17 protein-coding genes are annotated in these 25,339 nt (G+C 43.8%); 5 read left to right on the top strand and 12 right to left on the bottom strand.

Features of this window, described 5'->3' with window-relative positions:
• Positions 1-7: 7 nt before the first annotated feature.
• From CS948_RS20345 to CS948_RS20400, 12 genes are all read right to left on the bottom strand, one after another.
• Complete coding sequence (locus CS948_RS20345) at positions 8-2,596, bottom strand: zinc-dependent metalloprotease (protein WP_099294084.1); 2,589 nt, start codon at positions 2,594-2,596, stop codon at positions 8-10.
• 119 nt (positions 2,597-2,715) lie between these two features.
• Positions 2,716-3,633, bottom strand: a complete 918-nt coding sequence (locus tag CS948_RS20350; protein WP_099294086.1) for a hypothetical protein — start codon at positions 3,631-3,633, stop codon at positions 2,716-2,718.
• Between the two features lie 23 nt (positions 3,634-3,656).
• Complete coding sequence (locus CS948_RS20355; RefSeq protein ID WP_176555150.1) at positions 3,657-5,126, bottom strand: RagB/SusD family nutrient uptake outer membrane protein; 1,470 nt, start codon at positions 5,124-5,126, stop codon at positions 3,657-3,659.
• A 10-nt stretch (positions 5,127-5,136) separates the two neighbouring features.
• Positions 5,137-8,808, bottom strand: a complete 3,672-nt coding sequence (locus CS948_RS20360) for a SusC/RagA family TonB-linked outer membrane protein (protein WP_255302095.1) — start codon at positions 8,806-8,808, stop codon at positions 5,137-5,139.
• Positions 8,809-8,967: 159 nt separating this feature from the next.
• Positions 8,968-10,131, bottom strand: a complete 1,164-nt coding sequence (locus CS948_RS20365) for a FecR family protein (RefSeq protein WP_099294092.1) — start codon at positions 10,129-10,131, stop codon at positions 8,968-8,970.
• Positions 10,132-10,410: 279 nt separating this feature from the next.
• On the bottom strand, positions 10,411-10,953 hold the full coding sequence (locus CS948_RS20370) for an RNA polymerase sigma-70 factor (protein WP_141561002.1): 543 nt from the start codon (positions 10,951-10,953) through the stop codon (positions 10,411-10,413).
• Between the two features lie 122 nt (positions 10,954-11,075).
• On the bottom strand, positions 11,076-12,308 hold the full coding sequence (locus CS948_RS20375; RefSeq protein ID WP_099294096.1) for a nucleoside recognition domain-containing protein: 1,233 nt from the start codon (positions 12,306-12,308) through the stop codon (positions 11,076-11,078).
• 89 nt (positions 12,309-12,397) lie between these two features.
• Positions 12,398-13,273, bottom strand: coding sequence for a bifunctional methylenetetrahydrofolate dehydrogenase/methenyltetrahydrofolate cyclohydrolase FolD (gene folD, locus CS948_RS20380; protein WP_099294098.1), 876 nt, complete (start codon positions 13,271-13,273; stop codon positions 12,398-12,400).
• Positions 13,274-13,368: 95 nt separating this feature from the next.
• Positions 13,369-14,694 (bottom strand): signal recognition particle protein, encoded by a 1,326-nt coding sequence (ffh, locus tag CS948_RS20385; RefSeq protein WP_099294100.1) that lies wholly within the window; start codon positions 14,692-14,694, stop codon positions 13,369-13,371.
• A 116-nt stretch (positions 14,695-14,810) separates the two neighbouring features.
• Positions 14,811-15,470 (bottom strand): aspartate kinase, encoded by a 660-nt coding sequence (locus CS948_RS20390; RefSeq protein ID WP_099294102.1) that lies wholly within the window; start codon positions 15,468-15,470, stop codon positions 14,811-14,813.
• Between the two features lie 48 nt (positions 15,471-15,518).
• On the bottom strand, positions 15,519-16,016 hold the full coding sequence (locus CS948_RS20395) for a prolyl-tRNA synthetase associated domain-containing protein (protein WP_099294104.1): 498 nt from the start codon (positions 16,014-16,016) through the stop codon (positions 15,519-15,521).
• 128 nt (positions 16,017-16,144) lie between these two features.
• Positions 16,145-17,071: a TIGR01212 family radical SAM protein gene (locus CS948_RS20400; RefSeq protein ID WP_099294106.1), complete on the bottom strand. Its 927-nt coding sequence runs from the start codon at positions 17,069-17,071 to the stop codon at positions 16,145-16,147.
• A gap of 274 nt (positions 17,072-17,345) precedes the next feature.
• Between CS948_RS20400 and ppdK the strand changes: the two genes are divergently transcribed.
• The 5 genes from ppdK (at position 17,346) to CS948_RS20425 (ending at position 25,236) form a co-directional block, all read left to right on the top strand.
• Positions 17,346-20,078, top strand: a complete 2,733-nt coding sequence (gene ppdK / locus CS948_RS20405) for a pyruvate, phosphate dikinase (protein ID WP_099294751.1) — start codon at positions 17,346-17,348, stop codon at positions 20,076-20,078.
• Between the two features lie 147 nt (positions 20,079-20,225).
• Entirely contained in the window at positions 20,226-21,425 is a 1,200-nt protein-coding gene (locus CS948_RS20410) for a site-specific integrase (protein WP_099294108.1), read from the top strand.
• A 640-nt stretch (positions 21,426-22,065) separates the two neighbouring features.
• Positions 22,066-22,638, top strand: a complete 573-nt coding sequence (locus tag CS948_RS20415; protein ID WP_099294110.1) for a DUF3575 domain-containing protein — start codon at positions 22,066-22,068, stop codon at positions 22,636-22,638.
• Positions 22,639-22,652: 14 nt separating this feature from the next.
• On the top strand, positions 22,653-24,119 hold the full coding sequence (locus CS948_RS20420; RefSeq protein ID WP_099294112.1) for a DUF3868 domain-containing protein: 1,467 nt from the start codon (positions 22,653-22,655) through the stop codon (positions 24,117-24,119).
• Positions 24,120-24,159: 40 nt separating this feature from the next.
• Positions 24,160-25,236, top strand: a complete 1,077-nt coding sequence (locus CS948_RS20425; RefSeq protein WP_099294114.1) for a hypothetical protein — start codon at positions 24,160-24,162, stop codon at positions 25,234-25,236.
• Positions 25,237-25,339 lie beyond the last annotated feature (103 nt).

Raw genomic sequence — 25,339 nt, forward strand, 5'->3', positions numbered from 1 at the left:
ATCTATTTTAATTCATTCCCGCCTGTTTACCCAAAACCTGCTTTATCATGAACAGCATCGCTTGATAATGCGTTTGATCCTTTCCCGTGAAACTTTCCATCTTTTCCTCCAGCAAACGCTTTATTTTAAACATAGCCTCTAAATAATAAGTCGGCATCTCTTCCAACGCCCGGGTATCCACCACTCGTTGCCACCCGTACCCATTCCCGAAACGAGACAATTCATGTTGCCGTATCACGCCGATATACCGCTCCGTCATTCCCGTCGGGTCCAATCCATAACACCACGTATCCAACAACGTCGGACAATCTCCATCTGTCAAGCCAACCCGACTTCCAACCATCGTTTTCATCGGTTCCTCCGACTGTTTCACGAATAGCGATTGCAGGATCATATCTCCCGCCGTCAATTCCCGTCCCTCGATAGCACTCGCCCATATCCCCGCATACAGATCATTGAAATAATCCCCGACCGGATATCCTCCCGCGAGTGAAGCCGACAAGGTAACCCGGCTACACGAGGCGATCAGTTGCTTGCCGATAATCTCTGTCAAATTCACGGACGAAGCCATTCCCAACGGGAATTTCCGTAACACAAGCGGATCATCCAACCACGCCATATTCCTCAACTGCTCGAACACCCATTTCACAGAAGCTTTTTGTATTTCAGCGGATACCGGTCGATAGCGTTTATAAAAACTTTCCTCTTTGGCGTCGGAAAGATATATTCCCCCTATATTATAGGTCACGTTCCGGATATAGCGATAGTATTGATTTACAATATGATCATACAATTGCTGACGATACTCCGCCGCCGGATCATCTTCAATCCATTCATTCAACCGGGCAAGGATATATTTCAGATTCTGTATACCGTATTCTCCCGCTTTCATGGGATCATCTCCCAAGTCCTCCTCGATTGCGGACGGATCATAACGCCCCATAAGTTGCTGTCTTCCGAAACGATACATCGGATTATCCGCTTTCTCGTCCACCCAACTTTCCAATACCTTCGCCTCGTCCCATATCGAAGTCGTCCCGTAAACAGGCGTGTACAACCACCGGATAACAAATTCGTCATACACTCCTAAATCCGGAGGTGTCAGCTTCACTCCCGCATCACCGGGCTGCGCCACGTAATTAAAGCGGGCATAATCCATAATCGAAGGTGTCGTACCATATTTCCCCGTGAACCCGACCGAACGCAATGAATCCACGGGATAAGCACTCGATGCCGCCATATTATGCATCAGTCCCAAACAATGTCCCACCTCGTGTGCCACGACGTAACTCAACGATTCGTGTAATACCGCTTCTGGCAACACCTTTCCCCGTACCGACGGGTCTACCTGTGCCGTCTGCACGAAGCGCCAGCCCCGAATCATCTCGATCACGTTATTATAAATCAATACACTCGCGTTCAATATTTCTCCGGTAGACGGGTCTACCCACGAGGGTCCCATGGCATTAGCCACCCCTGTCGGCACGTAGCGAATACAGGAATACGTCAAGTTATCGGGATCAAACGAACGATCATCCCGGGGAAAATCCCGTACTTGCATCACGTTTTTAAAACCGATCTTCTCAAAGGCACGATTCCATTTCAATACCCCTTCCCGTATCGGCTTTTTCCAAGCCTCCGGGAAAAGTGTATCCACGTAAAAAACAATAGGCTTCACGGGTTCTACCGGTTTTCCCCGTCGATAAGCCTCTTCGTCCCGAGGCTCCAAACGCCAACGATTGGCATAAGTACATTTTCTTACCTCTTCACCCCGCTCCGACAGATAACGCTTTTGCGTCAGAAATACCCCTAATCTCAAATCAGAAATCCGGGGACGCATCCTCTTTTCCGGTAACAACAACAAAGTCCGGGTTACCTCCACGTTCAGCGGTTGATCTTTCACCAACGCCATCCGGTCATAAGTAACCGAATAATTATACATCAATCGTGATTTCACAGACACATTATCTTCAAACGCCTTTAATTCCAGCACAGAAGACAGATTACCATTATAAGAAGCCGTCACCTTCATTCCCCCACTCTCGTCGGGTATCGGTGACAACTGAGGTTCTTCGTTCAAAAACATCCCCGTCATCTCGAACACCACCGCCAAACTATCCGGCGTATACGCCAATACCTTGTAAGCCGCCGCTACCGGATCACTGTAATTCTGTCGAATAATCTGTTCCATCTTCTCTTTATCCCCATCCGCAGCTATCCAAGCATTCACCTTCCTCAACTGTACCATACCGTTCTCCAACGTGAACCGGACATGCAAGGGAGTATTCTCTTTATAACCATTCGTGCATACTGTGTTATCCGTGGAAACCGTAGTCGTAGAAGCAAGTAACAACTCTCTCCCCATCAGTCGCAAAGGATATTCCAAATAAACCTTTCCGTCCATTTTATGTACCGCCATAAATTTACTGATAGCGGTTTCATATCTTTTCCCTTTAAATAATTTATCGTACTCGCTCAACTCCACCTTTACCTCCGCCTTGCCTTTCTTCTTCTTTTTCCAGAATCCGGCATCCGCGGAACAAGGGCAAGCCAACAAATACACGAACCACACACCCCATACTAACCATTTACTCATACATCTTTTTTTAATACGTCGAACCAAACACCCCTCTTTTTAAACACAAAGAGTTTTTAATTCAAGGTGTTATCTTTAGGATAACACCTTGAAAAACATCATATCAATAAAACTCAACACTATTTAAATCTAGCTTTCATATCCGCCACGACTTTCTTCATCAAGTCATACTTTTTCAGCACGTAAGGATAATCTTTATATTTCTCCTTGAAAGCCGCGTCGTCATTCATGTACACCTCGGTCACGTAATCCATCACGTCCCGCTGTTCCGTTACAGTTTGGCAAGTGTTTGCATTATTAGCCTCTTTCCGGTCAAAAGACAAGAATCCGAAATTCGCCACGGGAGCCATTTTAGGAGTCGTACCGCCAGTCAATCTAAAAGCATACAATGATCCGTTCGGGTTCACCTCTTTCCTCGAAACATTAATGAATGATTCTAATTCAACAATACAGCTATCCGCCAAATACGCCCCGATCTGTTCCCCGACCACTTCCACTGCTAATCGGTTCAATTCGACATCACTCATATCCTTCAATTTTTCCACGTGAGATACCAACGTTGTCATCATACCACGGAAACAATTTCCCTCATAAGAAGACAAATTTGACAAGGTTACTTTTTTAACCAACAAGAAACACCGTGGGTATAATACCGGAGAAATCAATTCCGGTATCACTCGATCTTTTATAAACTTCACACCTTCTATCAAAGCATCTTCCTGATCGCTCAACTCAAATGTCGTTTTCTTATACATTGTTTCGATCGTGTAATCCGGGTCAATCACCTCGTAATATATCACCGGTTCCCCGAAAGCATCTACACCTCGATCTTGAACCCCTATCGTATCTTTATAAAAGATAGGAATCCCATATTCTTTATATACCAGATATCTCTGATGGTCCAACGGATTTTCAGAATCTTCCAAAATATACCAATTCCGATCCATATATGACGGACTTATATCACTCTCTTTATAACAACTGCCCAAAAGAAACATTCCGCATATATATCCTAAAAATAATATTTTCGCTTTCATACTCTTATTTTATATTTTCACATTTATCTATCCGGACGTACATTGTTTTTCAAGGCACCCTCATTCGATATAAGCGCACTACTCGGGAATGGCATCAACCAACCTCCATCACCGGGATATTCCTCCAAGACATACGTTTTCTCAAGTATGGCACTACTTCCCGTCCAAGTATAGTAAGGATGCTCGATCCTTGTCTTTTGCGGATATTTCGGGTGTACAGCATAACGTTTCAAATCAAACCAGCGTTGTCCCATGAAACAAAGATCACGACGACGCTCTGCCCTGATGAATTTCACCAGATCTTCTCCCGTCAAATTTATCGTTCCCGCGTCGGTCATTCTATTCTCACGTAATTTCTGCAATGTCTCGATCGCTTCATCTGTCCTACCCAACATCGCCAGTGCCTCCGCCTTATTCAAATACACTTCCGAGAACACCAAGCTAATACTGTAAGTTTCGCCTGTCCCGGCCTTTACCATACCGAAATAATTCCCCAAATAATACCTAAAAAAATGAGAATTGCCACCCGAAACAAAACGTAAATCATTGGGGTCATCATAACAATTAATCAAATCGGTAGAAACTGCAACCGACTCGTATGTCGTTTGAAACAATAGCGAGCAATAACTATTAGTAAAAATACACTCGTTTGATACCTGTTTCCGGTATGCAGTCTGGAAAGCAGACGGAGTCATCGCATTCAAGTTATACAACACCAGATCCCCCGGCTTTTCCAAAATAGCATTACATTGTTCCAATGCCAATTCGTACTCGTTCATGTACAAATAAGTCTTGGCAAGCAAAGCCCGGGCAGCATTCTGATTTGCCCTGCGCGTCGATGGTTGTGTCACGCCTTCTAAATAAACGACCGCTTCCTTCGCATCACTTACGATCTGCTGGTAACACTCCTCCACGCTGTTCCGGCTATACCCTTTGTCTTCAATATACTCTGTCAACTTAATCGGCACCCCCAAATCTGTTGACGCCGACACCGTATTGTAAGGATGTCCCCAAAGATTTACTAGATAAAAATAATAAAACGCTCTCAAAAAATAAGCTTCCCCCATGATCCGGTCATGCTCCTTCTCGTCCTTAAATCGATCTAATTCAGCTAGAATCACGTTCACCATCCCGATACACGAGTAAAGTTTATCCCATCCCGAGGGACCAGCCCACATATTGGGAGAGTCATCATTAAAAGGATAGGCATCCCACCGATAAAAATAACGCATATGATTAAACATCGCCGCAACAACATCCGACGGTGCTTTTGCCAAAAAATGCGTCACATCATCATCCATCACATCCAGCCACAAAAAGCGATATGGATCTCCAGTCTTATTCTTTTGCAAATATCCGTTTCCTATCAACAACTCATCCAAATCCTGAGTCGAATGAACGTAACTCAAATTCTGTGACTCCTCCTCCAGAAATTCACCGCAGGAAGTCGTTACCAAAAGTAACGCTATCACATATAGATATATTCTATTCATATTCTTTCTATTAAAATGAAACATTCAAACTAAATGAATACGTCGGTCGCAACGACATTGATATCGTGGAGGCATTTCCCGATTGTGTAGCCGGATCCTGACCTTTCAACTTTTTGTTACAAAACGTGTGCAGATTCGTTCCAGTCAAAGATACATAAGCTGATTTCATGTGTATTTTCTTACAAATAGCCTCCGGCAAATTATAACGGATTGAAATATTCTGAATCTTCAAATAATTACCGCTTACGACTCTTATATTCGAGTAATCATACATTTGCCAGATATTCTCTCCAATCTTCTTTCTATCAACAGATCCATTATATGCATCTTTCAGCCACCAAACACCAAGCGAACTGGTAGTCAGCATAAATTCCGAGTTATTCAATATACCCGGGATATTTGTACGTTGTTCATCACCAGGCTGCCGCCAACGTTTCAAAAACTCTTTCCGAACATTTTCCATCGGGCTCGGAGCTAAAGTTGAATTCTCACCTGAAACACCCGAGTACAACCTCAATAACCGTACTTTGGACCCAAGGCTATACGACAAATTTATCGAAAGTGTAAATCGATTATACGAGATACTATTCAATATACCACCTTGCAAATAAGGTACCCGAGTACCGGAATATTCCATAACCGACATATATCGCTCTTCATTTGACATCAACTTAAACTGTTCCCCGTAATCAACAGCATCATCCCCCTCTCCTATCGTTTGTTCCAGATTCGGGAACATCGGGCGCCCGTCTTTCGAGTCTAAACCAATAAAACGGTAAGAATAGAAACCATTCAACGAACGTTTCACCGTTTGCACCGTACCGTTCAAGTAATCCTGATAGGTAATATCCTTATCATCCCGTACAGTCTTATCCTTCGTCTTCACCGCTTTATCGATCAATTTATTCATCACTTGCCCTAACTGCGGGTCAAACCGCCAACGGAAACCTTTACCGTCAGCACCCATCGAATTGATCGGGGTAAAATTCAAAGAAACCTCTATACCTTGGTTCGTGATCGTTCCTTGATTCACAGTATACCCTGTCACCCCGTTTACCTCCGAAATACTCTTTTGCATATAAGCATCCGTCGTCTTCCGATAATAATAAGATAATGACCCGTTTACCTTTCTTTTCAGCAAAGCGAAATCAAGACTCACGTTCGTGCTTGCCGTCTTCTCCCATTTCAAATTGGGATTCGGGAATTGTGACACAGAAGAATATAACTCGCCGAAAAGTACACTACTTGCCTCTTTTTTAATAACCAACCGGGACGACACCCGAGGTACATTTCCTTGGTAACCGAAAGAAGCCCGTAAAGAAAGATCGTTAATCCACGACACCTCCTTCAACACATTCTCCGACAAATTCCAACGTCCCGCAACCGCCCATATCGGGAAAAACTTATCCTTCGCCCTGCTTCCGAATTCATTAGAAAAATCCGCACGAGCATTAAAACTGAAATTATATATATTCTTATAGCTATATCCCGCGGTCAGATAAACTGAAACATCATGTGAATTTTGCGTCGTGTATTGCCCCAAAGCCGCAGGAGTCCTCAGCCACTCCAAGTACTTCGGGAATTCCGAAAAATCGACAGATGCCACGACCCTGCTTCTCTCCTTCATGTATCCCCGGGTTGTTTTAGCGTAAGTATTATACTTGTTCGACTTGATCTCACCCCCGGCGTTTACATTCAACACGTGGAACTCATCCTTATCCAATGCTTCCCGGTATTCCACCTGTCCGCGAGCCGTATAAGCATTCCGATCCGTGCGGCTCTCTTTAAGTTCACCTCCGATCGGCAAAGTACTATTATTTTTAAAATACGTCTCGGTAGTTCCTTCAAACTTCGCCAAGCTCCGAGAATAATAAGAATTCTCCCCGTGCCAAACTTCCGAATTGGAATTCGAGAAAGCATATGATAACAACACGCCTAATTTCAAGGTCGGCAAAATCTGGTAATCCACAGTTGCCTGAAAAGTCAACCCATTCTGGTTAATCTCCTGTGAAGAATTATCACGATCTTCCAAAATATTCACCGGGAAATACGAGGAAGCATCCTCCCCGTCAATAGTAGCTTCTTTCCCATAATACCAGTAACTCCCGTCAGGATTACGCGCAGGCACCGCCCTACTCGTGTTATAAGCAAATTCGGTAACACCCACATCATTCGGTGTGTATTTTTTCTTAGACACGTTCCCCTGCAACCCGAAACTCACGGTAAACTTATCGAAACTCCCTGATAAATTCAGATTCGTGGTGTACCCCCGGTTCAACTCTCCGCGTACATTTCCTTCCGTGTTGTTCAACCCCAAAGAAGCATAATAACGCAACGCGGACGAACCTCCCGAAAGACTTAAAGTATGCTTGTGAGAGAAAGCATTCTTCATCAAAATATCAAACCAATCCGTGTTCAGCGTTTCATAATAATTCACTTGCCGTTCAAACTCTTCGTAGCTGATCCGGCCATTCAGATACTCCCGGTAAGCCGCCTCGTACCCCACCCACATCGTGTTAGAAGGATAAGCCATCTTTTTTTCAATCATCTCCCGGGAAAGATCTATTCGCTGCTTCGAGTTCATCATATTCACGCTCCTGTCATTATAACTCGGGCGTTGTGTAAATGAACCGGAAAGCGAGTAACTCACCGTCGGAGGTCCTTGCTTACCTTTTTTGGTCGTAATCACAATTACACCGTTCGCAGCCTCTTTACCGTAAATAGCCGTGGCAGAAGCATCCTTCAAGATGTCGATCTGTTCGATATCCTCCGGATTTAATCCGGAAATAGCGTTACCTAACAAGTTCACAAAATCAAGGTCATTAATATCCTGCGGGTCTATATCCACCGGATCTTTCACCACAACCCCGTCCACGACCCAAAGCGGTTCCTGCGAACCCAACACGGTAGAAGTACCACGGATTCTCAAACGGGGAGCCGCACCAATCTGTCCGGTATTCTGCATAAAGATCATACCGGGGACATATCCCTCCAACATTTGGTCAATCGTCTGCAAACCGGGAGTAATGATATCTTCCGCTTTAATCGTTGTGATCGCACTGGCATTCTTGCGGGCATCCACCCTCGTGTATCCTGTGTTGATCACCACTTCCTCCAATTCCGCCACGGTTTCCCGCATCACCACGTTGATCGTGTCCTTGCCCGTGTACTTAATTTCTTGGGTTTCCATTCCGATAAACGAGTATACCAGAATCATGCCTTTGTCCGACTCGACGAAACGGATGGAATAATTCCCGTCCTTGTCCGTCGCCGTACCCAGTTGCAAACCTTTCAACTGCACGGTCACACCGGGTAACGGAAACTTTTTCTCGTCCGTAACTTTCCCTACTACCCGAATCTCTTTCTTCGCTTGCGCAACATCAGCTTTCGGGCGTATTATAATTAAATCCTTATTAAACTCGTAAACAAATCCTGTATTGGCAAAAATCCGGTTCAATACATTTTCCAGATTCTCGTTCTTTGCCTCAACGGTAAACATCCCCAATCTTTGGGTTTGTTCTGCACTAAACACGAAATAAAAACTTGTTTGCCGTTGTATCTCTTCAAACAAAGTTTTCATCGATACCTCTTTCAAACTCAAGTTCACCTTTTCCTTCTGTGCCCGCACGTTAGCGGTCAACGAGAAAGTAAAGAAAACCAATAGAAATAGACATAACTTCATAATCAGAAAAATTTTTCGTCCTATTCCCGGATAGGGGTGAGGGCATAATCGACTTTTTTTCATAAATTTGTAGATTAATCATTAATACTAGCCTTACGCATTGGTGGAACAATAACTAAGGCATACTTTCAACGGGAGGTGGTGGAACACCTTCCGTTTTTATTCCATCACTGTAATTGTTTTGTCCTTTATTATAAACGTAACTCCCATAATTTTACTTATCGCATCCAAAATCGTATCAATATCTTCGTATTTCTTCATATGCCCCGTGAAACGATGTTTTTTAACACTCTCGTTCGAGTAAAACACATCAACGTCGTACCACAACGAAAGCGTATTCATGATATGCTCCAAGCTCTCGTTTTCGAACATAAACTGCCCGTATCTCCAAGCCACGTAAGGAGCCACATCCACTTTCTCCCGTTTAACAAACTCCCCGTCTGACGAAAACTCGATTAACTCGGAAGGTTCAACCCGGTACACCCGTTTTATCATACGCCCCTCTACCCCTATCGAGCCGGAAACCAAAACTGTCTGTACCCCGTTCCCGTACCGGGTATTCACGTTGAACGACGTCCCGTAAACCTCCAGTTTCGTGACATCCGTTATCACGTAAAATGGTCGCTTAGCATCTTTCGCCACATCAAAATAAGCCTCTCCCGAAAGATATACCGTTCGTTCTTTTTCGTCGAACACGACCGGATATTTCAAACTCGACGCCGCATTCAAATACACCCGCGTACCATCAGCCAGTATCACGTTATACTCTCCACCTCTCGGCGTATTCAAGCGGTTAAAACTCTTACCACTCCTTTTCTTGACCGTATCGGAATACACTATACCGCTTCCCATACTTTGTACCCTTACCCCGGATTGCGAAATATCCAAACGATCGCCCTCCATAGATTCCAAGGCAACCTCTTCCCCGTCTTCCAGTATCAGGACAGCCTTGGATGCACCCGGCACAATTGCCAGCGACACCGACGAGTTCACCTGTTTCACCTCCCTCGTCAGATTCCAAGCCAACACTCCCAACAACGGAATCATAATCACAGCCGCGTATTTCATCACACGCGTAGTCAAAGAACGTTTTCTGTATCCGACCTTTCTCTCGAATTGCCGCAAAGCCTTCACTCGATCCATCTTGTCCCATGCAACCTCTCTCGCCTCCAAAGCTTTCCCTTCCCGGATCTTTTCAAACATCTCTCTGTCCTCGGGATGTGTAGCCAACCATTTCTCCAACTCCTCTCTCTCGGCGGCATCCAAATCCTCGGCAAAATACCGTTGAATAAGTTCTACTATTCTGTAATTACTATTATCCATTTTCGCTTATTTTATACTTAGAACGACAACCATTCAATTTAGGGGGATCGGAAAGGCAAAAATTTAACATTTACAACTTATCTTTATACTCATTTTCTACCGGAATCTAAAAGAAGACGTCCCGCGATCATCGTATAAAGCCGAGTTAAAGTCAAGTCAAAACCGAGTTAAAGCCGACTCCTATCGGCTTTATTCATGGTTTATTCCCCGTGTACGCTTCCGGTAACAGACGATCGGGAATCGTTTTCGAGAAAAATCCCCTAGGTTCTCCTATTAAATTTATATTCCTCCTGCTAGAAAGCCCAACATGTAAAAAGCATCGCCCAAACGCTTCTTGAAATAGCGTATAGATTCTTTTTTTGCCGTTTTTACCGTTTCTATCGATATTCGCAACAAGCGGGCAATCTCCTCATTCTTTTTCCCTTGAAGATGTAATTTAAAAACAATTTTACGACGCTCCGGCAATTCCTCCAGCACTTTTAGGAACAAGCGATATATCTCCTCCTCGGTAATCTTTGTCGCCAGTTCCTCTTCCGTTTCGGGATGCTCCAACATATATGAAATATACTTCCCTTCCACGTTCTTGTGTTTCAAATAATCCAGACAAGCGTGTTTCACGGACGTGTAAAGAAAAGTTTTGAAACCATTGTAAGAAGTATGAACGGTCTTACTCTCCCATAAATTCACGAAAAGTTCCTGCACCAGATCCTCGGCTATCTCCACCCGCTCAACATAACGCATGGCGAAGTAGACCAATGAATTGTAAAATTCATTAAACACCTCCCGGTAAGCTTTCGGCTCTTTCGAGTTGATCTGTCTCATAAATTGTTCATCCCAATGCAAAGCCACTTTTTCGTGTATATAAAATTAGCAATACAATAATAATACAAATAAGTCATAAAATCATTACGACAAATGTAATTTATTTACCCGATTGTTGCGAATTATGCAAAAAACAAATATGCCATCACCAAAGCTGCTATAATGCCTGCCAAATCGGCTATCAACCCGCAGGGAATGGCGTATCGGGTATTCTTGATTCCCACTGCCCCAAAATAAACAGCTATAATATAAAAGGTTGTGTCCGTGGCACCTTGAAAAGTCGAAGCCAGTCTTCCCGCGAAAGAATCCGCCCCGAAAGTGTTCATCGTATCAATCATTAATCCCCGCGCCCCGCTACCGCTTAAAGGCTTCATCAACGCTGTCGGCAAAGCGGGGATAAAATCAGCATCCAAGCCACACGCCAAACACAAACGCTCCAAACCGCCCATCAGCATATCCATTGCCCCGGCTGCCCGGAACACACCCACGGCGACAAGTATCGCCACGAGGTAAGGAATAATCTTTACCGCAATGGAAAATCCCTCTTTCGCCCCGTCGATAAAAGCATCGTATACATTAATTTTACGCCATGCCCCCATGCCGATAAAAGACACGATAATCGAAAACAAAATCACATTACTGGCTACCGTTGAGACAGTAGTGATCGTTTCTTTATCCAAACCCGAAAAGTACCAAATCAAGCCACCTACGGCCAAAGTACCTCCCCCGAGATAAGCCATTACTACCCGGTTGAACAAGTTCAATTTCTGATAAATCGCCACCGCAATCAACCCGGCAATTGTGGAAACATACGTGGCTAAAAGAATCGGGATAAATATATCCGCCGGGTTGGCTGCTCCCATCTGTGCCCGGTAGACCATCACCGACACGGGAATAATCGTCAGCCCGGAAGTATTCAACACCAAAAACATGATCTGTGCATCGGACGCCCTGTCCTTTCGCAGGTTCACCTCCTGCATCTGTTGCATTGCCCGCAATCCCACGGGCGTAGCCGCATTATCCAGTCCCAGCATATTCGCAGCTATATTCATCATGATGGAACCGTATGCCGGACTATCAGGCGGTAACTCCGGGAACAATTTCCGGAAGAAAGGACTGATCAACCATGACATCACTTTCACCGCCCCTCCTCGTTCTCCGATTTTCATGATTCCCATCCACAAAGTCAATACTCCTGTCAGACCTAACGAGATTTCAAAACCCGTTTTCGACATATCGAAAGTAGCTTTCACGATAGCAGAAAAAACTTCCGTGTCACCCATGAAGAGCAACTTGCAGAGAGCCACCAGAAATGCCGCACCAAAAAAGAATATCCAGATATAATTGAGAACCATAACACGAATTGAAAATTGAAAGTTGAAAATTGAAAATTGGAATGACTAGGGAAGCCATTTTCAACTTTCAATTCTCCATCTTCAATTGTTTAATGTTTTGCCCTGCAAGCCTTCACCGTATTTTGCAACAGGCTTACAATAGTCATCGGTCCCACGCCACCGGGAACCGGAGTTATATAAGAACATTTAGGAGCCACGTGCTCGTAATCCACGTCCCCCACGAGTTGCCAGCCGTTTTTGCTCGTTTCGGACGGCAGACGATGAATACCCACGTCTACCACCACGGCTCCCTCTCTAACCATGTCTTCTTTCAAAAAATGAGGCACACCGATCGCGACAACCAAGATATCGGCTTGCAAAGTAATCTCTTTCAAATTTGCCGTGCGGCTATGGCACAGGGTTACCGTGCAATTGGCATGCTTGGACTTGCGTGACATCAATATAGCCATCGGGGTGCCAACGATATTACTTCGTCCTACCACCACGCAATGTTTTCCTTCCGTCGGTATATTGTAGCGGGCTAACAACTCCACGATTCCCGCCGGAGTAGCAGGCAGATAGGTTGGTAAATCCAACACCATACGTCCCACGTTGCAGGGATGAAAACCATCGACATCCTTATCCGGATTGATACGGTTCAAGACTTTCTCTTCGGAAATATGCTTCGGGAGAGGCAATTGCACGATAAACCCGTCTACATCCGGATCATCGTTCAACTTGTCTATAACTTCCAGTAACTGCTCTTCTGTAATATCATTACCGTATCTCAGTTCCGAACTTTTCATCCCAACCGCCTGACAGGCTTTCACTTTACTAGCCACGTAAGTTTCACTGGCACCGTCATTTCCTACAAGCACAGCCACCAAATGAGGAACTTTCTTTCCCTCCGCCACAAAACGAGCCACCTCGTCCGCAAGTTCCTGTTTTATTTGTGCTGCAATCTTTTTACCGTCAATAATTTCCATCAATTTTTAAATTTATGATTTATGATTTACGATTTATGATTTCCAATCTCAACCACTTACATGATCTGAAATCGTCAATCTTAAATCTAAAATTCCTAGCGTCTCCTCATTGGCGCCTTTCCCATCATCTTACCGCCTTTGGACAACATACGCATCATCTTCTTCGATTCGTCAAATTGTTTCAAGAGGCGATTTACATCTTGAATAGTGGTTCCGCTACCCATGGCAATACGTTTTCGGCGAGAGCCGTTCAGCAATTCGGGGTTCTCGCGTTCGGCAGGAGTCATGGAGTGAATGATTGCTTCGACACCCTTGAACGCATCGTCATCAATATCCACGTCTTTCAATGCCTTGCCCACACCGGGAATCATGGATGCCAGATCCTTGATGTTACCCATTTTCTTGATCTGCTGTATCTGGCTCAGGAAGTCGTTAAAATTAAACTGGTTCTTGGCTATCTTCTTCTGCAATTTCATAGCCTCTTCAGCATCAAATTGCTCTTGTGCTTTCTCCACCAAAGAAACAATATCCCCCATACCCAAGATACGGTCTGCCATACGCTCGGGATGGAATACATCCAAGGCTTCCAGTTTCTCGCCCGTTCCGACAAACTTGATCGGTTTGTTTACAACCGTACGAATCGACAAAGCGGCACCACCGCGAGTATCACCGTCCAATTTCGTCAGTATAACCCCGTCAAAATTCAAGCGGTCATTAAACTCCTTCGCTGTGTTCACGGCATCTTGTCCGGTCATGGAATCCACCACGAAAAGGGTTTCTTCCGGTTCAATCGCTTTTTTGATTGCCGCAATCTCGTTCATCATCTGCTCGTCGATAGCAAGACGTCCGGCAGTATCGACGATAACCACGTCTTTTCCGGTAGCTCGAGCTTCTTTCACGGCGTTTTGGGCAATCTTCACGGGATCGTTATTTCCCACTTCGCTGTATACCGGCACCCCAATCTGCTCTCCCAACACTTTCAACTGCTCGATAGCAGCCGGACGGTACACGTCGCAGGCAACCAGTAAAGGATGTTTCCCCCGTTTCGTTTTCAACAGATTCGCCAATTTACCGGAAAACGTCGTTTTACCGGAACCTTGAAGACCTGACATCAAAATAATCGCAGGATTCCCTTTTATATTAATATCGACATGGGTACCGCCCATCAACCGGATCAACTCATCGTGAACAATCTTCACCATCATTTGTCCCGGCTTCACGGCAGTCAACACATTCATTCCCAAAGCCTTTTCTTTCACCGTGTTGGTAAACTCCTTCGCGATCTTATAGTTCACGTCGGCATCCAACAATGAACGTCTTACCTCCTTTAACGTTTCTGCCACGTTAATTTCGGTAATCTTTCCCTGCCCTTTTAAAATCTTAAACGATTTCTCTAACCTATCTGATAGATTCTCAAACATAATTATCAATTGAAAATTATTTCTTTACTCCTAATTTATTCATTCCCCGCAAAATTAGTATTTTTAACGGAAAACACATTGCATTTCATTTTCAATTTTCAATTTTCAATTTTCAATTACTTCCGGCTGATATTTTTTAAAACCACAAACGTTTTATCTATTAAAGAGTTATCCACCACCACGGTAAATTCGTTCGTTGAAGAAATAACTTCAGTCAGGTTGATACCCTCCCACGACAACTCTTTCATGATGCAATAATAAAAACCCGGTTGCAGGATATTTCCCTTGGGCAATTTCAACGTCACGGACGAAAGACCGTTCTGCTTGAAAATACATTGTTCCTCCTTGAAATACTCGTCCACAAGCTCCCCCATCACCTCGCTCACGACAAGGTTGGTTTCAAAAACACCCTGCACCATCGTGTAGAACACTTCCTCCCGACGGGATATGGATTTCAGTACCCGGATATGACAATCAACCAACGTGTTGGAATTTTTAAACGTGTAATCGCACAGGTTACTCCGCAAAATAATATCCCCCATGTTGTTCAGCAACTTTTTCAATTGCACCTGCTCCCGTACCTGCAGGTAAGGAGCCAATCTATTCAATGCCATCACGATCGCTCCCGCGTTAAGCGGTTTCCCCAACACGTTCTCCAATTCCGGCTGAATCTGCCTCGCCAATGCCGAAATATTAATAATCCCGGATGCCAAAGCCTCCGACAAATAAGGTTTATGTTTTATGATTCCTTCTACTGCTTGTGCTACACTCATCATGTTAATTGAAAATTGAAAGTTGAAAATTGAAAATGATTCTTTCCATAATTAATATAATTCTATCCATTCGTAAGAGTTACCCGTGTAATCCATGTAACGGACAAAATCTTCCAGTTTTATCGCTAAAGACGCGTGGTTATCGTTTGGGTGGAAGGATAACTTCTTTGCTTCCTGCAAATGTTTATCCAGAAAGACATACACGTGATGCTCCTCGTCATTCAGCAACCCGAAAGGGCTTACAGAACCGGGACGCACCCCCAAGTATTTCTCCATACGTGCTTCTGAGGCAAAGCTTAACTTCCCCTGTTTCAGCATTTTTTCTATATCATGAATTGCCATTGCATGGTCGCAATGCAAAATAATCAGATAATGCCTATTCCCCTTGTGATTCCGGAAAAACAGATTTTTACAATGCGTACTATCCAAATTTTTCCAATACTGTTTCGCGATCTCTATTGTCGGAGCTGCAGGATGTTCCTCGTAATCATACTCTATTCCCAATGCCGCCAACGTTTCATACACTTTTTCCTGTCCAACCTTATCCATTTTAGATTTTAAATTTTAGATTTTAGATTTTAGATTCCGACCGCACAATTCTTACACTCTTTTTTCATCATCACTGAATCATTCCATCGGCATTCACAGAATCTTCTCATTTTTTTAGTTTTTAACTTTTATCTTTCTTTCCCCTGCCACGTATCCAACTCCCTCAACCGTTTATCCAACTTCGCCGTGAACTCGAAATTTTTAATTCCCCACTTGGGAGCAATTAAATATTCCGGAGGGGACTGATTAACAAATCGCTCCAAATACACATCCGGACGTATCCGTTCAATCACCTCCACCACGAAATCCAAATATTCTTCTTGTGTATATAATTGGAATGCCGACGGATTCTCGGCGTACTCCTCCGCCATACGGGTATCTTTCACGATCTGCAACTGATGCAATTTCAACACTTGTATCGGTAACTCACACAACCGTATGGCTCCCTCCAACATAGACTCCCGGCTCTCTCCCGGCAAACCGAATATCAAATGAGCGCCAATGGCAATTCCCCGTCCCGCCGTGCCACGTATCGCCCTTTCGGAAGCCGCGAAACCATGTCCCCGGTTCACCCTTTGCAACACTTCATCGTTTACCGACTCCACCCCGTACTCCACGCAAACATAATATTCCCGGGCCAATAGTTCCAAGTAATCCAACACTTCATCATTCACCGTATCCGGTCGCGTGCCAATCACAAGCCCCGCTATCATCGGATGCGCCAAAGCCTCCTCGTACCGTTGTTTCAACACTTCCAACGGTGCGTACGTGTTCGAATATGCCTGAAAATAAGCTAGATATTTTTGTTTATTGTACTTGTGGCCAAAAAAACGGATACCTTCCTCGATCTGTCGGGTAATACCCTCCACGGCACGGCAATAATCAGGATTGAAACTGTCATTATTGCAAAACGAGCATCCCCCGATACCCTTACTCCCGTCCCGGTTAGGACAGGTAAATCCCCCGTCGATCGACAATTTCTGAACCCTTTCGCCAAAAAGCGTTCGGAAATAGGTCGGGTAGTCATTATATCGTTTTTGATCTCGTTCAAACATTAGTTTATCGCAATAATTAACAGCCCGCGAAAATAAACATTTATTTGTTTAGAATTTAACATCGGACACTATTTTTTATTCACGACAATTATTTTCTTTCACTTTATGAATAATAACAAACGTTCGCGTAAATTTTAACTAAAATCTTCTATTCCATTATTCAAGAAAAAGAACTATCTTTGCACCCCCAAGATAGGAATATTTAACAAAGAATGATCATATAAACAAATTCTCCTGAATGTCAGGAGGTAAACGCAAAAAATCTAACAGAACTATGAGTACGAAGTACGTTTACACCTTTGGCGACGGAAAAGCAGAAGGAAAAGCAGACATGAAAAACCTGCTTGGAGGTAAGGGCGCCAATCTTGCCGAAATGAATCTCATCGGAGTTCCTGTACCTGCAGGATTCACTATCACGACAGAAGTTTGTACCCTTTACAACCAAGAAGGACGCGACTCTGTTATCAAATTAATCGAAAATGACGTGAAAGCCGGTATCGAGGCCACCGAGAAGTTAATGAACGCCAAATTCGGATCAAAGGGAGAAGCATTCCCTCTTTTGGTTTCCGTGCGTTCGGGAGCCCGAGTATCCATGCCGGGTATGATGGACACGGTGCTTAACTTGGGTATGAATGACGACGCCGTTAAAATCGTTGCCGAGAAATCGGGTAATGCCAGATTCGCTTGGGATTCCTATCGTCGCTTCGTGCAAATGTACGGAGATGTGGTAATGGGCGTTGCTGCCGGAAAAGGAGAACACAACCCGTTCGAAGTCGAGATCGATAAATTAAAAGCAGAAAAAAATATTACCAACGACACGGACTTCACCGCCGAAGACCTGCAAGAACTGGTTCGCCGCTTCAAAAGTGTCGTTAAAGCAAAAACTGGTAAAGATTTCCCAACCTGCCCGTGGGAGCAATTATGGGGAGCAATCTGTGCCGTGTTCGACTCATGGATGACGGAACGTGCCGTCCTGTATCGTCAATTGAATCAAATCCCGGAGGAATGGGGAACTGCCGTGAACGTGCAGGCTATGGTTTACGGGAACATGGGTGACAATTCCGCTACCGGGGTTGCCTTCACTCGTGACGCCGCTACCGGAGAAGACATCTTCAACGGTGAATACTTGATCAACGCACAAGGAGAAGACGTGGTTGCAGGTATCCGTACCCCGCAGGAAATCACGATCGAGGGCTCTCGCCGTTGGGCAAAAATGCAAAATATCTCCGAGGCAGATCGTAAATCCAAATATCCTTCATTGGAAGAGGCTATGCCGACCGCTTACGCGGAGTTGGACGCCGTTCAACAAAAACTGGAAGACTATTTCCACGATATGCAAGACCTTGAATTTACCATCCAAGACGGTAAATTATGGATGTTGCAAACCCGTAACGGGAAACGTACCGGTACTGCCATGGTAAAAATGGCCGTCGATATGTTGGCACAAGGAATGATCGACGAGAAGACTGCACTACTCCGTCTGGAAGCAGCCAAACTGGATGAATTGCTTCACCCGGTATTCGACAAAGAAGCACAATCAAAAGCAAAAGTATTAACCAAAGGATTACCCGCGTCCCCGGGTGCCGCGACAGGACGTGTCGTATTCTTCGCCGACGAGGCAGAAGAATGGAAAGCCAAAGGAGAAAAAGTAATTCTGGTTCGTCTGGAGACTTCTCCGGAAGACTTGCGCGGTATGAACGTATCCGAAGGTATCCTTACCGCTCGCGGGGGTATGACCTCCCACGCTGCCGTGGTTGCCCGCGGTATGGGTAAATGCTGCGTATCCGGTGCCGGAGAAATCGTGGTAGACTACCACAAACGCACGTTCACAGTGAAAGGCATTACCATCAATGAAGGTGACTGGATTTCATTGAACGGCTCCACGGGAGAAGTTTACTTGGGTAAAGTGGCTACAGCAGAAGCATCTTTGGACAAGGATTTCAAGGCTATCATGGAACTGGCAGAGAAACACACGCGTATGTACGTGAGAACAAATGCCGATACTCCCCACGATGCGCAAGTCGCTCGTGATTTCGGGGCTAGAGGTGTCGGTCTGTGCCGCACGGAACACATGTTCTTCGAAGGTGACCGTATCGACGCTATGCGCGAGATGATCCTTTCGGACACTGTCGAGGAACGCCGTATCGCATTGGCAAAAATCCTCCCGATGCAAAGAAGCGACTTCGAGGGAATCCTTGAAGCCATGGACGGATTTGGTGTTACCATTCGTTTGTTAGACCCGCCATTGCACGAGTTTACTCCCAATGAGCCGGAATCACAAAAATACATGGCAGAGAAAATGGGTATCTCTGTAGAAGTGGTGAAAGAAAAAGTAGACGCCCTACACGAGTTCAACCCGATGTTAGGTCACCGCGGTTGCCGTTTGGGTATTACCTACCCGGAAATCACCGAGATGCAGGCTCGTGCCATCATCGAAGCCGCTTGTAACCTCAAATTGAAAGGCTTGAACCCGAAACCGGAAATCATGGTTCCGCTGGTTGGTACCGTGAAAGAATTGAAACAACAAACTAACATCATCCGTTGCACTGCCGACGTAGTATTCGCTGAAAAGGGCATCAAGGTAGATTATATGGTAGGAACCATGATCGAAATACCTCGCGCTGCTTTGACAGCCGATCAGATCGCCGAAGTTGCCGAGTTCTTCTCGTTCGGTACGAATGACTTGACTCAGATGACATTCGGATACTCTCGTGATGACGCCGGTAAATTCTTACCCGAATACATCAAGAAAGGCATTCTGAAAACCGATCCGTTCGCCGTACTGGATCAAGAAGGTGTTGGTCAATTAGTTCAAATGGGTGCCGAAAAAGGACGTTCAGCTAACAGCAAACTGAAACTCGGAATCTGTGGAGAGCACGGGGGAGAACCCTCTTCCGTCATCTTCTGCGACAAAGTGGGAATGGACTACGTGTCTTGTTCACCCTTCCGCGTTCCAATCGCCCGCTTGGCTGCGGCGCAGGCTGCAATTATGCATGCGAAAAAATAAAGTCTAAACGACATATTTCTAAAAGCTTGGGTAACCCCAAGCTTTTTTTTATGCTTTCAAAAAGCATCTTTTCAACAAAATTAACCTGATTATCAAATCAGTACAATTATTTTCCCGTATACATATTAACTAATACAAGTAATAACCATGGCATCAATAAAATTCAAACTCAGGACATCAATAAAACTAGGGAAACAAGCCTCTCTCTATATTCAACTTATTCACCAAAGACGAGTGAAAACAATCACCCTCCCTTACAAATTGTATTCTCATGAATGGGAACCTTTAAATGAAGAGATCATATTACAAAACGATAATACGCGATTCAATTATTTAAAAGAAGTCCAACAAGAAATTCTTAAATCAAAACAATTATTACACTCCATCATTTATCAACTTGAGCAACGACATTCTTTCACGACAAACGACATTCTTTCACACTATAATAACCGTCAGAGTGGCAATTTCTTCCCCTTTATGCAAAAACAAATCAAGGAACTGCTCCAACGAGGAAAAAATCATACGGCACGAAATTATCAAACCACCTTACGTACATTTCAATCTTTTTGTGAACGGTCGGAAATTTACTTCAAGGATATAAACTCAAACATGATTAAGAAATTTGAAAACTACCTCAAACAAAAAAACATCCAACCAAACACGATTTCTTTTTACATGAGAACTTTGCGCGCTGTCTATAACAAAGCTCTGGTTGAGGATCACCTGTTAAAAGATGAAAATCCGTTTCGTTTCGTCTATACCGGTATACCCAAAACAAAAAAAAGGGCGGTTAATGCATCTGTAATTCAACAGTTAATAGAACTGCATCTATCCAGCAACAAGAGTCTTTCATTTGCCCGTGATCTATTCCTTTTTAGCTTCTACACTCGCGGTATGGCTTTTATTGATATGGCTTTCTTATTGAAATCTTCTATACAAGATAATTATCTCGTATACACCAGACATAAGACACGCCAAACATTAACAATCAAGCTTGTCCCGGAAATTTTAGATATCATAAAAAAATACTCGGCAATAACCGATAAACATTATTTGTTACCCATCATAACCAAAACTCATATTCCCATTCATCGTCAGTATGAAAGCGCACAACGTTTATACAATAAACGACTCAAAATATTATCAGATATCCTTCAGATATCTCCTGCACTAACATCCTATGTTGCGCGTCATTCATGGGCCACAATTGCACATCACAAGGGGATTCCTTTATCGGTCATCAGTCAAGGCATGGGACATACATCCACACATACAACAAATATCTATCTTGCATCACTTGACCATTCCGTGATAGATAAGGCAAATGAAGAGATTATCGCCCTGTAGCCTGCTTTCCATTCTTTTACAGCAACATTTTGCTCTTCATATATATTAACATTCCGCCTCTTTGTAAGAGGCGGAATATTCCTTTTCTGTGGTGTAAAAATAAATATTTTTCATCATTATATGATAAATACTCTTGTGATTTAATATTATTTAACCTAACTTTTCTTGATACAACTGTAAAAAAAAGAGCAGCAAACAATCATTATCTACTATGTATCAACACGTTTGCAATATAGTTTCATGATTTAATATCATGAAATTCATCATTACTATATATTACACTGAAATATAGCGTATTACAAAATCATTATATCCTCAAACAATCCAATAAATACCAGATTGTTTACAATACCGGAATCAACACTTCTATTCAAATTCATAAATATGTAATTTACAGTGTATTAAAACAAACACAACTATCTATTCCGCCTCTTACAAAGAGTCGGAATGATTTTAATAATGCGGTGTTTAAAATTTATTTAATTTAACTATATGAGAATCAGCTATATGTTTACCGAAAGTTTATTATTTGCAATGATATGTATTTATACATATCACAAGGCAGTATGGTCATTTTTTCGGTTGCATCAAAATCGTCCAGAAGATAATCGCAAAGTTCATTAGATTAAAAATACAGGAAATGAAAAGATGGTTATTATTAGTAACAGGTCTATTACTTTTAAGTAGCGGGCAAACTTTCTCTCAAAAAGTCGGGATAAAGACAAATGCTGTCTATTGGGCTACAGCAACCGCCAATATCGGCATAGAATTCAAATTAGGTAAAAAGACCACGTTTGATTTATCAGGGAATTATAACCCATGGTCCTTTTCTAATAATAAAAAGTGGAAACATTGGCTCGTTCAACCCGAATTTCGCTATTGGCTTTGCGAGAATTTCAACGGTCATTTTTTCGGCACACATCTGCTTGGCGGACAACTCAATGCCGGCAATGTAAAACTTCCGTTCGGGCTACTCCCCGGGCTGAAACATCAAAGGTACGAGGGAGGATTCTACGGAGGAGGATTAACTTACGGTTATCAATGGTTGTTAAGCAAACGCCTAAACCTTGAAACCTGCATCGGGGGCGGTTACATCCGCGTGAACTATGACAAATATAATTGCGAAAAATGTGGCGAGTGGAAATACAAGGGACATAAAAACTACTGGGGAATCACCAAAGTCGCCATATCCATTATATACCTCATTAAATAATAGAAGACACGACCATGAAAAGAATGATATATACCATACTAATATTGCTTTTAGGAAGTGGCAGCGCGTGGAGTCAGAAAGAATACCTGAGAAATATTCGGGTATTGAATAACGAAATGAAAAAAAATAAAGCCGATGTGGACGTCTGTATAAATCTCGATGTAAGCCAAATAAAAGTCCGCAGACAACACAGCATCCGGCTGATTCCTGTCATTATTTCGAAAAACGAAAGCAAGAGTCAGGAATTACCGGCTATTATCATCAACGGGCGTACACGTGCTCTGGTGCATCAACGCATAGAGCGGCTCACAGGGCAACCTTATCCTTACAAGGCACAAACTGTTATACGCCGTTACAACCGGGAAAAACAGGAAATAAACTACACCGCCTCAATCCCTTTCCAACAATGGATGAGAGGCAGCAAATTAATCATCCGGGAAGAAGTAAGCGGGTGTACCGATTGCATGGCAGCCGGTTACAATCAAGGTGCGACAGATACCATCGCTTCGTCTTGCCTCGCTTCGCCCTTGCCGATATTTACCCTCGATTTCAAGCAACCGAAAGAGGAAATCATCAAAACAAGGGAAAAGAGCCGCGAAGCCAGATTACAGTTCCGTCAAGACAGCCGGAAAATTCTACCGGAATACAAAAACAATCATAAAGAACTGGCTGCCATCAAACAATCTATAACAGAAGTCCAAGATGATAAGAACGTCATGATCAAGGCTATCTACATCACGGGATACGCCTCCCCGGAAGGTAGCCGCGAATATAATCTCACCATCTCCAAGGCCAGAGCCGAAGCACTTGCCCGATACCTGCAAGACGAACTCAAAATCGCTCCGGAACAGATTCACGCAGACTGGAAAGGTGAAGACTGGCAAGGACTGCGCGAAGAGGTAGAAAAACGCCCGAAACTCCTGCACCAGAACAAAGTGCTCGCTATCATCGATAATTGTACAGATCCGGATAAATGTGAAGAAATCTTCAAAGAATTGGATGATAACGGGGAAATCTACAAACGGTTGCTAAATGAATGCTATCCTCCGTTACGGAAAAACGACTATCGCGTACAATACGAAGTCCGAAATTTCAACTTGGAAGAGGCGAAACAAGTAATTAAAACCAACCCGAAACTATTAAGCCTGTACGAGATATACCTCGTAGCCCAAGCATACGGGAACGCCCCTGTCCTCCAAGAACAAATTATCCACACGGCAGCCGAGGCCTATCCGGAGAACGGAATCGCGGCGAGTAATGCCGCCCGGCTCGATTTGCAAAAAGGCAATATCCGGGCAGCAATCAACCGTCTTGAAAAAGCCAAAGCCGATCCGGACACGTGGGGTGCGCTCGGCGTGGTTTATGCCCGGGACGAACAATGGGAACTTGCCAAACAGTACCTCGTCAAAGCCACTACGCAAGGCGATAACGAGGCTCGAGAGAATCTTCAAAAACTAGAAACATATATACAAGAACCATAAAAGATTGAATTGACATCAAATTACATTAAATTTTTAGATTATGAAATTAAACAAGTACTTATTAATCGCAGTTGCCAGTCTAGGACTATTTGCCTGCAACAATGACAAAGAAGAAGCCACTCCCAGCGGTCTGAAAGCAATCTCTTTAAACATCGTAAATCCCGAATTGTCGAGAGCTGAACAGACTCCCACGACCGGAGAGCATGGAGGGACATTAGCAATTACCCCCTCTCACATTTTCGTAAAATTATTAGGGACGGAGCCGGTTATGTCAGCAACTTTCACAAGCCTTGAGGAAGCCAATACATACACGTTCTTTGATGTACCGACAAGCTGTACCGGAGTGGAAGTTATCATCAATAACTACTCCGCTTATAACTCCACCGCCACGGCGGAAACCGCCAAAGAAACAAATGTTACTTGCTACGGCTCTTCAACAACACTAACCCCCGACGGGGTAGCAACGAAAGAAAACGGAACTCTTCAATATGACCTCTACAAAACAACAGTTACCGTTAAACCCATCGTGGCCCGTATTGAAGCATCCGGGATCAAACTAATGCAAACAAAAAATCCCTCCCTATCGGCAACAACGGAAACTTCAAAATATGCCACTCTTAATTTCGCCGGAATTTTCCTGAATGGATACTGCGAAAATGGTACATTAGCGAATAACATCGTAACAGCGAGTAACCCACAAGTCATTGAATCAGATGATGCGGAAACTGTTTTAACCGCAGCCAAAGCATTGTCCATGGGAGACTTTTTAGAAACACCTGCAACAATTTTTGACGCCACCTTCCCTACAACAGAAAAATGCTATGCATACAACTTCTTTGTAAATGCAGACAACAACAAACCAATCATCACATTAGCCTTTACCGACGCAACCTTAAAAGCAGGCTCATGCTCACCGATTCGTTTTGCCGTAGTTTCGAAATATAACGGAAAAGAAAATTTCAAATTCGAAGCCGGGAAGCTATATCGAATCACCAAATTAGAAGTAACAGATGAAAATATCACCGGAGATATCACCGGTAATACCTCAATCGCGGTTAACGCCACGATTGTGGTTGAACCTTGGGTTATCCAGGATGTAACCGTTGAATGGAAATAAGACACTAATATCTTCGGCACCACACGCCAAAGATACTCCCAGGAACGCCCCACGAGGCGAAGGGGCGTTCCTTTTTCAAATTTTACATACATACAGTACAACA

The sequence above is a fragment of the Butyricimonas sp. Marseille-P3923 genome (assembly GCF_900184685.1).
Taxonomy (GTDB): Bacteria; Bacteroidota; Bacteroidia; order Bacteroidales; family Marinifilaceae; genus Butyricimonas; species Butyricimonas muris.